This is a genomic window from Streptomyces sp. NPDC059816, assembly GCF_042732055.1.
Classification (GTDB): Bacteria; Actinomycetota; Actinomycetes; order Streptomycetales; family Streptomycetaceae; genus Streptomyces.
This window is the reverse complement of record NZ_JBHWIQ010000009.1, coordinates 65,166-77,304: the sequence shown is the minus strand read 5'-3', so window position 1 is coordinate 77,304 and position 12,139 is coordinate 65,166. Positions and strand designations below refer to the sequence as shown.

Below are 12,139 nucleotides of genomic sequence, written 5' to 3'. Positions count from 1 at the left end.
GCTCAGTCGCGACGCGTGGCGAGGTGGTGGGTCACCGTCCCCGCGAGCGTCAGCAGGACGACCGACAGCGCGAGCATGCCGCCCGCCAGAGCGAGGAGCGCAGCGGAGTCGGAGGAGTCGGCCATCCGTCGGAAGAGGTGGTTGACGGGAGGCAGGCCGGGGGTGAACAACGTCGTCAGCACCAGGGTGAGGGCGGCGACGAGCCCGTAACCGGGGCGCCGGAACACCGATCGGGAACAGAGCAGTCCGATGGCGGTTCCGGTGAGCGCGCAGGTGAGTTGGGCGATCGCACCGAGCAGCAGATCGACCGGGCGGACCTGGTACGCGCCCACCCAGAGCGGGAAGAAGAGGCCGAGCACCAGCAGGGGGAGACAGCTGAGCAGGACGGTGGTCGTCGAACCGGCCAGCACCTTCCAGGACCGCCCGGCGCTGACCGTGACGATGGCGCGCTGGGAGGGGCCGTCGAGGCCGAGCAGGGCGACCGTCAGCCAGGTCGAGGCGATGAACAGCGCGCCCGCGGAGGAGGCGTACGCCGGCGGCAGCGGTCCGCTGCCGCTGACGGTGAGCACCCCGAGCAGGCCGGTGAAGAGCAGCAGCGGGGGCAGATAGCGCTGGGAGTGCAGCGCGACGGCCAGCGAGTAGCGGATCAGTGCGATCACCTGGGTCCGCCTCCGGGGCCGGGTCGGGTGGGCGTCCGCGTTCCCTCGTGGGTCACGGCCACCACGGACCATCCGCTGCGCAGCGCCGTGAGCAGCAGGGTGTCGCAGTGGGCGGGGTCCACGCGCAGGACGGTGTCGGGGCCGCGCACGGCGTGGGAGAGGGCGCCGACCGCCGTCCAGTCGAGCGGTCGCGCCGACGGTCCGCCGGCGCGGGGGGTGAGCACCACCTCGGTGGCGGGGCCCACCTCCGCGTGGGGGCGGGTCTCGGCGGCGGGGCGCCCCGTGCTCAGCTCCGCAACGGCCGGGAGGGCCGTCACCCGCCCCTGCCGTACGGCGTACGTGGCGGTCGCGCGGGCCCGGCTGACGGACTCCCGGTGATCGGTGAACACCACGGCGCCGCCGGCCTCGGCGACCTCCGTGATGACCTCCGCGAGCACGTCGTGCGCGGAGGCGTCGAGACCGGACCACGGTTCGTCGAGGATCAGGAGTTCCGGTGGGACGAGCAGGGCTTGGGCGAGTGCGACCTTCTGCGCGTTGCCCTTGGACAGGGTCTGTAACTGCGCGCCCTCGCCGCCGACCAACGACAGCCGTTCCAGCAGCCGTCGGCCGCGTGCGGCAGCGGCGTCGGTAGACAGTCCACGGACCCGACCGAGGTGGACCAGGTAGGCGAGCGCGGAGAGCCGTCCGGGCGGGCCGAACCGGTCGGGCACGTAGCCGACGCAGAGGGGTCTGCCGGTGATCCTCCCCCGTGTAGGACGCGAGAGGCCGGCCAGCAGGCGCAACAGGGTCGACTTCCCCGAACCGTTGTCGCCGCGGAAGGCCACGATCTCGGCGGCTCGGACCGTGAGGTGCACGTCCGAAAGGACCCACTCCCCGCGGCCGTGGCGCTTGCTCACGGCTTCCAGCTTCATCCCGTCCCCCTGCCGCCGGGCCGGTCGTCGGCGCGCGGTGAACTCAGCGACGGGCAGGTCCGGTTGGAGCCGCAACTCCCGTTGTCGAAGTGGTGCACGGGACCCACCGTACGGCGTGGTTCACTCCCCGCGGGTCCCCGTCACGCCCCCGTCGCCCGGTCCGCGGCGGTTCGTTCCGTACGGCAGTCCGGGTGTCCCCAGCCCGTGCCGACCTTGGTGATCTTGGCGCCGGCGGTGTAGGAGGTGCCGCAGGGGCATCGACCGGCGAACTTCGCGCTGATGACCCGGGGTTGGCCGTCGGTGCGCCCCGGCCGCGCGGCGCTCTTGGGGCGACGGTCCGACGGCCGCTTCGCCCGCGTCTCGGTGGCGCGCTGAGGCGCGGGGACCGGCAGTCCGTGATGGCCGAGGGCCGTACCGGCGGGGGCCTGGGCCGTTGCCGCATCGCTGGCGGCCTGGTCGGCGATCGCGTTCAACGGGTCGCCGTCCGCCTGGTGGGCGGGGACGTGGACCAGTTCCACGTCCCGGCCGGCCAACAGCTCTTCGATGTGTTCGATGAGGTCCCGATTGGCCACCGGGCTACCGCTCGCGGTCTTCCACCCCTTGCGTTTCCACCCCGGAAGCCACTGGGTGACGGCCTTCATCGCGTACTGCGAGTCCATGCGCACTTCGAGCGGCGTGCCGGCGGGGACGGCTTCGAGGAGGCGCGCCAGGGCGGTCAGCTCGGCGACGTTGTTGGTGGCGGCGCCCAGCGGTCCGGCCTCCCAACGCTGGGGGCGCCCCTGCGGGTCCGCCGTGACCCAGGCCCAGGCGGCGGGCCCCGGGTTACCCCTCGATGAGCCGTCACAGGCGGCGATGATGCGGTCAGACATGCCCCGATCATGCCACCCCGCTCCGTACCGGCCGACCCGACGAGTCCCGCCGGACCCACCGGCCCGCCGAAACCCGGACGTGTATCGTCCTGGTTATGCGCATGGGTGAGGGAGTGGAGTGGGGCCTGCACTGCTGCCTCACGTTGGCATGGCTGGAGGACGAGGCGCCGGTACCGACGGCGCGGCTGGCGGCCTGGTTCGACCTACCGCCCGCCTACCTCACCAAGCGACTCCAGACGTTGGTGCGATCCGGAATCCTGAACTCCACCCCCGGCGCCCGGGGCGGCTTCCGGCTGGGCCGGCGACCGGAGCAGATCACGTTGATGGACGTGGTCGCCGCCGTCGAAGGCCCGGACGACGTCTTCCGCTGCACCGAGATCCGCCAGCGCGGCGCCGGCCTCGACACACCGGCACAGGAGTTCCAGCGCCCCTGCGGGATCGCCACCGCGATGCGTAGGGCAGAACTCGCCTGGCGTCGGGAACTCGCCGGGCAGACGGTGGCCGATCTGATGGCCGCGGCGCCGGCCACGGCCGCGGACCGCACCCGGCGCCACTACGCACGCACCACCGGCTGAGCACACCCACCCCCAGCGGCCCGACGCCGCACCCGCCGACGCGGACACCGCACACACGGACACGGACACGGGCACCGCACGCACGAACACAGAAGGAGAATCAGGATGTCAAACGTCTCGATTCCGATCGGACGGTCGAAGCGGGCCGCCCCGGACTCGACGCCCCGAAGCGGGCTGCCGTCCACCCTCGTCCTCGCGCTGGGCGCCTTCGCCGTCGGGACGGACGCCTTCATCGTGGCCGGCTTCCTCCCCTCCATGGCCGAGGACCTCCGGATGTCCTCGGCGACGGCGGGTCAGTCGATCACCGTCTTCGCGATCGCCTACGCCGCCCTCTCCCCGGTGCTGGCCACGGCCCTCGCACGGCTGCCGCGCCGGACCTTACTGATCGGCGCGCTGTCCGTGCTGGGCATCGCCAACCTCGGCTCGGCGCTCGCCCCCGACCCGGCCGCCCTGCTCGGCAGCCGCGTCCTGGCCGCAGCCGGTGCGGCCGCCTACACGCCCACCGCGGGCGCGGTCAGCGCCGCCCTCGTCCGGCCCGAACTCCGCGCTCGCGCACTCGCCGTGGTGATCGGCGGGCTCACGGCCGCCACCGCGCTCGGCGTCCCGCTCGGCAGCGCCGCCAGCCAGTGGTTCGGTTGGCGCACCGCACTCGGCCTGGTCGCCGCGCTGTGTCTGCTCGTCGCCGCGGTGCTGCGCCTGGTCATGCCGTGGCTGCCGGGCGACGCCCGGGTGCCGTTGCGCACCCGCCTCGCCGTACTGCGACGGCCCGCCGTCCTCGGCGTGCTGCCGCTCACCGTGCTCGGCATGGGAGCCAGCTACACGGCGTACGCCTACAGCGTGCCCGTGTTGGAGGCGGTCGACGTGCGCGGGGACGGCGTCCTGTGGATGCTCTTCCTGTACGGCCTGGGTGCCGTCCTCGGCAACCTGGCCGCCGGATACACCACCGACGTCCGGGGTTCCACCACGGTGTTGACCGTGGGGTACGTCGTCATGGCGCTCGCCCTCGGGTCACTGGGGCGGCTCGCCGCGGTGGGCGCCGACGCCACCCCCCTGGTCGGGCTGCTGGTGTTCCTCTGGGGTGCGAGCAGTTGGTGCCAGACACCCGCGCAACAGCACCGACTGATCGGGGTCGCCCCGCAGGAGGCCCCCCTGGTGGTCTCGCTCAACTCGTCCTCGATCTACCTGGGCATCGGCCTCGGCACCGTGCTCGGCGGCGCCGCTCTCGGAGCCGGCGCGGCGACGGTGTACGCCCTGGGGGCGGTGATCGCCGCGGCGGCCCTGGTCTTCCTGTGGTGCACTTCGCGAGCGACGTCGAACGTCGCCTGACCCCGAGGGGCCGCCCCGGTCAGTCGGTGGCGTCGGGGAGGGTCCCCCGCATCCAGCTGACCAGTTCCAGGGCGTCGAGGGTGTCGACCCACCAGTTGGCCGGGTGCTCCTGCCACGCCGGTTGCCTACCGACGCCGACCACCCTCAGTCCGGCGCGGCGTGCCGCTTCGATGCCGGTGAGGGAGTCCTCGAAGGCCAGGGTGTCCCCGGGGGGCGTGCCGCAGAGGTCCGCGGCGCGCGAGTAGAGGTCGGGTTCGGGTTTGGGTCGCAGTTCCTCGTCCGGGACGACGAGGTGGTCGAAGTGGTCGAGGAGGCCGGCCCTGCCGAGGCTCGCCTCCACCACTGCGGCCGGGCAGTTGCTCGCGACCGCCAGGGGCAGTCGGCCCGAGACCAAGCGCACCAGGTCCTCCGCACCGGGCATGGTGGTCGGGGCCGTGTCGGCGAGTTCCGTGAAGTGGGACAGCAGGGCCTGCGTCAACGCGTCGGCCAGTTCCGGCGCCCCGGTCTCCTCGGCCATGAGGCTCCCGCATTCCGTGTAGTGCACTCCGGCCGCTCTCTCGGCGAAACCGGGTGGTGCCTTCAGTCCGAATTCGGAGAAGGACCGCATGCGTGCGGCCTGCCAGTGGGATTCCGTGTCCACCAGCGTGCCGTCACAGTCGAAGACCAGTGCTGCGGGAATCGAAGGGAAGGTTCCAGGAACAGTCATGCGAATTGCCCTTTCTCGAAGAACGTGCGACCACAGGGGTCGCCGCTTCGACGGCAAGCACAGAAGTGTCCTGGCCAGGACCACGAGGGCCGCCACCCATTGCCCTCGCAGCCACGAACGCTACGGTGCGGAATTGGCGCGGGGCAAGGCACTCGCCTCGCCGCCAGCACCCAGGAAATGCAAGGGGAAATGATTCTTCCGTCAAAGAATCCAGTCACACATTCATATGATGCAACGTCAGGGGTGGCGCGACATACGGGGGTTAGGGATTAACAAGATCACATAAGATGTCCGCTCACACCACACCGGTCACCGCCGCCCCCCTGGAACACATTTCACCCGATGGTGGGCGCGGCGCACTCTGCCACCACACCCACCGAACCGGGCGGGCGGGCGGTGACTCGGGGTCCACCAAGGCCGCTCGTACGGCACCGGATCACCGCACGAGGAGCACCAGCTTGCCGGCCGTCCGTCCGGTCTCCCCCTGCGCGTGCGCCTCGGCGGCATCGGCCAGCGGGTACGTCCCGGCGATGGCGGCGCGCAACCGGTCGGTCCGGACGAGGTCGGCGATCGCGTTCATTCCGGCGTGGTCGGACTCGACGATCATCACCTCCCCGCGCACCCCGAACCGGGCCGCCTCCGCGGAGAGTTCCCGCTTCTCGTAGGGCAGGAGGGAGACGAGCACACCGCCCCGGCAAAGGGTCCGGAGCGAGCGGGCACGGTAGTCACCCCCGACGGCGTCCAGGACGACGTCCACCTCACTGACGACTTCGGCGAAGTCGACCTCCCGGTAGTCGATCACCTCGTCGCAGCCCAGCCCGCGCAGGAACCCGTGCTTGTCCCCACCGGCCGTGCCGATCACGTACGCCCCCCTGGCCTTGGCGATCTGCACGGCCAGATGACCGACCCCGCCGGCCGCCGCGTGGATCAGGACGCGGTGCCCCGGCCCCACCCGAGCGGTGTCGACGAGCGCCTGCCACGCCGTCAGCGCGGCCAACGGCAGGGCTGACGCCTGTACGTGGTCGATCCGGGACGGCTTGGACGCGAAGGCGCGGGCCGGCGCGGTCACGTACTCGGCGTGGGCTCCCGCACCGTACGGGTAGGGCAACATCCCGAAGACCTCGTCCCCGGGTCCGAACAGGGTGACCCCGGTCCCGACCGTCTCGACCACCCCGGAGACGTCCCAGCCGAGGACGAACGGCGGTTCGCCGAGGAACGCCGCCCTCGCCCGGTGCTTCCAGTCGGTCGGGTTGAGCCCGGCCGCGTGCACCCGGACGAGGAGTTCGTTCGGCCCCGGTTCCGGGACCTCCCGCCGCACCTCCCTCAGCACCTCGGGCCCGCCGAAGGCCTCCTGGCTGATCGCACGCATGGTGGCGACGGCATCTGCGGCTGCGCTCATGGACGGACTACCCCTTCGACGTGGTGGTAGACGGAGCCGATCGGGCCACCGCCGCCGAGGGCGTGGTCCCTACCGGCCTCACGGGAGACCCGGACCGGCCGCGCCGGAGGCACCGTCGAGCCGCGGAGGCGGGGTTCCGGACCCCGGCACATGTTTACGATCTTCAGTCGGTTCGGGCGCGGTGGGCAGTGTCGGCCGCACCTAGGTCCGCCACCACCACTCTCCGTTCTCCGTCGCACGGGTCGCCCGCCCCGGTCGCCGGCGAGCAGCCACCGGGGGGACGCAACGCCGGCGCCGCCGGGCCGGCACCGAACGACCCACCCAAATAAGCCTCCAGAATGCATATTTGATACGGTCCACGCATGCGGCTGACCAAGTTCACCGACCTGGCCCTGCGCGCCGTGATGAGCCTCGCCGCCACGAAGGACGCCGAACCGCTCACCACGCGCGAGGTCGCCCACGCCATGGACGTGCCGTACACGCACATGACCAAGGCCGTCGCACGACTGCAACACCTGGGCGTGATCGAGGCACGACGGGGCCGGGGCGGTGGACTCGCCCTCACGGAGGCCGGGCGGCACACCTCGGTCGGCCGCCTGGTCCGCGACCTGGAGGGCGAGGAGGAGGTCGTCGCCTGCGAGGGCGACTCCCCCTGCCCGCTGCGCGGGGCCTGCCGACTGCGCGGGGCGCTGCGCACCGCCCAGGAAGCGTTCTACTCGGCACTCGATCCGCTGACCGTCAACGATCTCGCCGCCTCGCCCGCCGGTCCCGTACTCGTCGGGCTGATCGGACGCCGACACATCTGACCCGCCCACCCGCCGAGCGGGACCTCCCCCCGCTCTTAAATATGCAGATCATCTACCACTTAGGAGTCGCCGTGCTGTCCACACGATCCGTCCCGGTCGTTCGCGCCACCCTGCCGGTCGTGGGCGCCGCCCTCGAAAGGATCACCGATCGGTTCTACCGGCGCCTCTTCGAGGAGTGTCCCGAGCTGCTGCGGGACCTCTTCAACCGCGGCAACCAGGCGAACGGCTCCCAGCAGCAGGCCCTCGCCGGGTCGATCGCCGCCTTCGCCGGGATGCTGCTCGAACGGCCCGACGACCGGCCGGACGAACTGCTCCTGCGGATCGCGCACAAGCACGCCTCGCTGGGCGTCACCCCCGACCAGTACCGGCTGGTCCACCGCCACCTCTTCGCGGCGATAGCCGAAGTGCTCGGCAAGGACACCGTCACACCCGAGGTCGTCGCCGCCTGGGACGAGGTGTACTGGCTCATGGCCAACGCCTTGATCGCCGTCGAAGCCCGTCTCTACCGCGACGCCGGAGCGACCGGCGCCGACACCTGGCGGCGCATGGTGATCGCCGAGCGTCGCACCGAGACCCGGGACACCGTCTCGCTGACCCTGCGCCCCGCTGACGACCGCCCCCTCGCAGCGTTCCGGCCCGGCCAGTACGTGAGCGTGCAAGCCCAACTGCCGGGCGGCGCACGGCAGATCCGCCAGTACAGCCTCTCCGGCGCGCCCGGACGTGCACCGTGGCGCATCACCGTCAAGCGGGTGGCGGCCGACGGAGCACCGAACGGCGAGGTGTCCCACTGGCTCCATGCACACGCCCGGCCCGGTGTCGCCCTCACCGTATCCGCACCATTCGGCGATCTGGTGTTGCCTCCGGGCGACGGGCCCCTCCTCCTCGCCTCCGCCGGAATCGGCTGCACGCCGATGCTGTCCATGCTCGACCACCTGGCCCGGACCGAGCCGTCCCGCCGGGTGACCGTGGTGCACGCCGACCGCGCCCCGGCCACCCACGCCCATCGCGACGAACTGCACGCCCTGGTCGCACGCCTCCCCCGGGCGACGCTGCACCTGTGGTACGACGACCCCGACGACGCCGAGCCGGAGGCGCTGCCCGGCCGGGTCGACGTCAGCGCACTGGACCTGCCGGACGGGGTGACGGCCTACCTGTGCGGGCCGCTCCCCTTCATGCGGGCCGTCCGCGACGGCCTGCTGCACCGGGGCGTACCCGCCCGGTCGATCCACTACGAGGTGTTCGGCCCGGATCTGTGGCTCGGGCAGAAGTGACACCGACCCCATGGGGAACACGGGGCCACCGACCGGTCACGCGGAGCGCGCCAGCCAGGCGGCCAGGGCCTCCCCCGTGCCCGGCAGACCGTACGCGGACGTCAACCAGGGGCCCAGCTCGCCGGAGGCCCAAGCGGGGTCGGCGCCGGGCAGCGCACCGAGTACCGCACGCTGCCACGGGGTCAACGCTCCGGGAGCCACCGTGCTCTCGTCACCGAGTGCGTCGACCACCAACCCGGAGGCGACCGCAGCGACTTCGTCCGGCGTGGACTCCGTTTCGCCCAGCCGGCGGGCGACGAGGTCCCGGGTCGATTCCCCGCGCTCCTGAGGTAGGTGCCGCAGCGTCGCCGCGAGCAGCCCGGCGACGTGATTGTCGTGGAAGCGGGTGCGCCAGACCCTCTCGTACCCCTGGGGGTCGACGTTCACGGCGGCCAGTTCGGCGACCATCGCGGCGACGGCCGCGGGCGGTTGGTCGGGGACGGTGATGCGGCAGAGGGCGACGGCCGCGGCCCAGCGGTCGGGGTCGGCCCGATCGCCCAGCAGCTGTTCGAGCATCGCCGGGTCGGAGCGCGTACCCGCTGCCCCGGCGAGCGCGCCGAGGGCGATGAGTGCGGTGGTGCGCTCCCGGCCGGGCAGCCGGCGGGCGCACAGCCTGCGCAGTCCGGGGAGGGAGACTGACGCCAATTCAGGCAACCAAGCGAGCAGTTCGGCCGCCGCGCCGGCGGTCGACGGGTCGGCGGCGTCCAGGTGCGGCAGCACGGCTCGCGCCCCCGCGGCGACCGCACGGCGGGCGGAGTCGTCACCCGGCGGACCATCGGCCGGTGGGGTGGCCCCGTCCTCGGACGGTGACTCCACCAGCCGGGTGAGGTAGCCGAGGGTGCGTTCGCGGTCGGGGGTGCCGCCCTCGGCGAGCAGCCCCAGGAGGAAGGGCACGGCGTGCGCCGCCGCCGGGTAGACGGTGCCCTGGTGGTACAGGTGGGTCCCCAGCCACTCCCAGGCCCGGCGCCGATGCCCCGCGTCGGCGGAGGTGAGCGCCCGCAGCCGGACCGGGACGTCCGTCGCCGGGCCGCCCATGCACTCCAGCTCGGCCCAGGCCACCCGGTCCAGCTCCACCAGGGAGAGAACCCCCTCGGTCATCGCCCGCCCCCGTCGTTCCCGCACCGCCGGACCCCGCGCCCCGCGGCGAACGACTGCAGAACGTACCACCGGGGCACTCCCCGCCCGCTGCCGCCTGGACGGGCTCCGCGCCCTTGCGGGGCAACGATCGCGGCCCGGCGCCCGGAGGTCCGGCGCGCCGGTTGGTGCGGCCGGAGGGGAACGGGGAACTCTTCGAACGGGTACTTGTCCGCACCATGAATGAAGTCGAGCCCTCTCCCTGGAGAAGAACGCAGAACGTCAAACAGGTGAAACCAATTCGAACAACTTCCGCACACCGTCCTCGAAGGGGAACCCATGGTGCCCACGCATCATCTTGGGGATCAACGGCACCTCGTCCATCACCGCGCAACCACTGGGAGCGCTAAGCTGCTCACCGGGAGTGAACACGACAGACCCACCTACCCGTTGGCCCCCTTGCAGCGCACAACGACCGCGTGCCCCAGCAATGTTCGCCACACGTTCCGATTCGCCCGAACAGCGACAACGTCCCCACCCGTAGGCGTGCACCACCCCGCCCGTGATCGCCAGATGCAGCCGATGCCCCGTCGGTCAACCGTTCCCGGGCACTGATCCGACATCTTGGCCGAAGAAGGAAGCGATTTGATCGATTTCAGGATTCTTGGTCCGCTTGTCGTCGAAGTCGGCCAGCGTGAGTTGACGGTTTCCGCGCCACGGCAGAGAGTCATTCTCGCCGCCCTGTTGCTGAGTGCCAAACAGATCGTCTCGGTGGATCGCCTCCAGGACTTCGTCTGGGACGGCACACCGCCGCCGAGCGGACCGGCCGTGGTCCGCACCTACGTGATGCGGCTGCGACAGGCACTCGGTCCGAAGGCCGGGGCACGGATCATCACCCGCACCCCGGGATACCTGATCGAGGTGGACGAGGAGGAGACCGACCTCGGCCGGTTCAACAACCGTCGGGACAAGGCCGGCGTACTCGCCGCGGCGGGGGACCTCGAAGGGGCCTCGGCGGAGCTGGCGGAGGCGCTGTCGGCGTGGCGGGAACCGCTGCACGACATAGATTCGACGACCTTACGCGACATCGAGGTGCGGCACCTCGAGGAGCGCTACTTCCAGACCCTGAGCTGGCGGCTGGATCTGGACCTGCAACTGGGCCGGCACGCGAGCCTCGTTCCGGAGCTCTGGCGGTTGACCCGCGAACACCCCCTACGGGAAGCACTGGTGGCCCGGCTGATGTTGGCGCTGTTCCGCTCCGGCCGACAGTGCGACGCGCTGAACGTCTTCCAGCAGACCAGGGCCCTGCTGGTCGAGCAGCTGGCCACCGAACCGGGCGCCGAACTCCAGGAGATGCAGGCGCGGATCCTCGCCGCGGAGGGTGCGCCCCCCTCCGATCCGGTGCCCGCCGTGGCCCGTCCGTTGGCCAGGATCACTTCGACCCGACCGCAGCCGGCCCAGCTCCCGGCCGCCCTACCCGATTTCGTGACACGTCGACTGCCCGTGGACGACGAACCGGGCGGGGGCCACCCGTTCGACCCGCTGGCCGGGGACCCGGCCCTCGGCCCGGCCGCGACGACGGTGATCAGTGGTGGTGGCGGGGTCGGCAAGACCGCCCTCGCCGTGCACACCGCGCACGCGTACCGCGGGGAGTTCGTTCACGGCCAGCTCTACGCCTCCCTGGGCGGCAGCGGAGGACAACCGGCCCATCCTTCGAGCGTGCTGGCCCGGTTCCTGCGGGATCTCGGCGTGCCGCACGGCGCCGTCCCCCAGGACGAAGCCGAACTGGTGGCCATGTACCGCTCCGTCGTCGCCGACCGCAAGCTGCTGATCGTGCTCGACGACGCCGCCGACACCGCCCAGGTGCGCCCCCTCATCCCCGGCGGTGCGCGCAGCAGGGTGATCATCACCAGTCGGGACCGGCTGGCCGGGCTGGAGGGTGCGCGGACCGTCGTGCTGCGCCGCATGGACAAGGAGAGCTCCCTCCAGCTGCTCGGCGCGGTCGTCGGTCGCACGCGTGTCGAGTCGGAACTCGTGGCGGCCCAGCAGATCGTCCGGATCAGCGGCGGCCTGCCGTTGGCCCTGCGGATCATCGGCATCCGGTTGCGCCAGCAGCCGTACCGCCCGCTCGCCGACATGGCCGCCCGGCTGGCGGCGCCCGAACGGTTGCTCGACGAGCTGAGCGTCGGGGACCTGGTGGTGCGCGACTGCTTCGCCCGTAGTTACGCCGCCCTCAGTACCCCGGTGGGGCGCAGGGTCGGCCCGGACCGGGTGCTGCGGACCCTGGGGACCCCCGACACGTCGACCTTCACGGCCGCCTCGGTCGCCGAACGGCTCGACTGCTCCTCCCTCGACGCCGAGGACGCGTTGGACCGCCTCGTCGACGCCAACCTGTTGGAGCAGGACGGCTTCGGGCGGTACTTCCTGTGTGACGTGGTCCGGGCCTACGCCAGGGAGATGGACCGGGCGACGTACGGGACCGCTCCGCAGGCCGGGTGACACCG

General features: G+C 72.0%; 11 protein-coding genes. 5 read left to right on the top strand and 6 right to left on the bottom strand.

The window, feature by feature from the left end:
- Nucleotides 1–2: 2 nt before the first annotated feature.
- From ACFV88_RS14400 to ACFV88_RS14390, 3 genes are all read right to left on the bottom strand, one after another.
- Nucleotides 3–659, bottom strand: coding sequence for a hypothetical protein (locus tag ACFV88_RS14400; protein ID WP_385490285.1), 657 nt, complete (start codon nucleotides 657–659; stop codon nucleotides 3–5).
- On the bottom strand, nucleotides 656–1,570 hold the full coding sequence (locus ACFV88_RS14395; protein WP_385490282.1) for an ATP-binding cassette domain-containing protein: 915 nt from the start codon (nucleotides 1,568–1,570) through the stop codon (nucleotides 656–658). The genes ACFV88_RS14400 and ACFV88_RS14395 overlap by 4 nt, the downstream gene beginning before the upstream one ends.
- Before the next feature lie 140 nt (nucleotides 1,571–1,710).
- Nucleotides 1,711–2,439 carry a ribonuclease H gene (locus ACFV88_RS14390; RefSeq protein WP_385490279.1) on the bottom strand — a complete coding sequence of 243 codons (729 nt, stop codon included), beginning with the start codon at nucleotides 2,437–2,439 and terminating at the stop codon, nucleotides 1,711–1,713.
- A gap of 95 nt (nucleotides 2,440–2,534) precedes the next feature.
- Between ACFV88_RS14390 and ACFV88_RS14385 the strand changes: the two genes are divergently transcribed.
- Together ACFV88_RS14385 and ACFV88_RS14380 are read left to right on the top strand one after the other, a co-directional pair.
- Nucleotides 2,535–3,014: an RrF2 family transcriptional regulator gene (locus ACFV88_RS14385; protein ID WP_385490276.1), complete on the top strand. Its 480-nt coding sequence runs from the start codon at nucleotides 2,535–2,537 to the stop codon at nucleotides 3,012–3,014.
- Nucleotides 3,015–3,119: 105 nt separating this feature from the next.
- Entirely contained in the window at nucleotides 3,120–4,340 is a 1,221-nt protein-coding gene (locus tag ACFV88_RS14380; protein ID WP_385490273.1) for an MFS transporter, read from the top strand.
- 19 nt (nucleotides 4,341–4,359) lie between these two features.
- Here the strand turns inward: ACFV88_RS14380 and ACFV88_RS14375 are convergent, their stop codons facing one another.
- Together ACFV88_RS14375 and ACFV88_RS14370 are read right to left on the bottom strand one after the other, a co-directional pair.
- On the bottom strand, nucleotides 4,360–5,046 hold the full coding sequence (locus tag ACFV88_RS14375; protein WP_385490270.1) for an HAD family hydrolase: 687 nt from the start codon (nucleotides 5,044–5,046) through the stop codon (nucleotides 4,360–4,362).
- Nucleotides 5,047–5,482: 436 nt separating this feature from the next.
- Entirely contained in the window at nucleotides 5,483–6,445 is a 963-nt protein-coding gene (locus ACFV88_RS14370; protein WP_385490267.1) for an NADP-dependent oxidoreductase, read from the bottom strand.
- Nucleotides 6,446–6,807: 362 nt separating this feature from the next.
- On the opposite strand from ACFV88_RS14370, the gene ACFV88_RS14365 reads away from it, so the two are divergent.
- The gene (locus ACFV88_RS14365; protein WP_385490264.1) at nucleotides 6,808–7,251 is read left to right on the top strand and encodes an RrF2 family transcriptional regulator; all 444 of its coding nucleotides are present in this window, start codon (nucleotides 6,808–6,810) and stop codon (nucleotides 7,249–7,251) included.
- 71 nt (nucleotides 7,252–7,322) lie between these two features.
- Complete coding sequence (locus tag ACFV88_RS14360) at nucleotides 7,323–8,522, top strand: globin domain-containing protein (RefSeq protein ID WP_385490262.1); 1,200 nt, start codon at nucleotides 7,323–7,325, stop codon at nucleotides 8,520–8,522.
- 36 nt (nucleotides 8,523–8,558) lie between these two features.
- Here the strand turns inward: ACFV88_RS14360 and ACFV88_RS14355 are convergent, their stop codons facing one another.
- Nucleotides 8,559–9,659: a hypothetical protein gene (locus ACFV88_RS14355; RefSeq protein WP_385490259.1), complete on the bottom strand. Its 1,101-nt coding sequence runs from the start codon at nucleotides 9,657–9,659 to the stop codon at nucleotides 8,559–8,561.
- A gap of 621 nt (nucleotides 9,660–10,280) precedes the next feature.
- On the opposite strand from ACFV88_RS14355, the gene ACFV88_RS14350 reads away from it, so the two are divergent.
- Complete coding sequence (locus tag ACFV88_RS14350; protein WP_385490256.1) at nucleotides 10,281–12,134, top strand: BTAD domain-containing putative transcriptional regulator; 1,854 nt, start codon at nucleotides 10,281–10,283, stop codon at nucleotides 12,132–12,134.
- The last annotated feature ends 5 nt before the right edge of the window (nucleotides 12,135–12,139 follow it).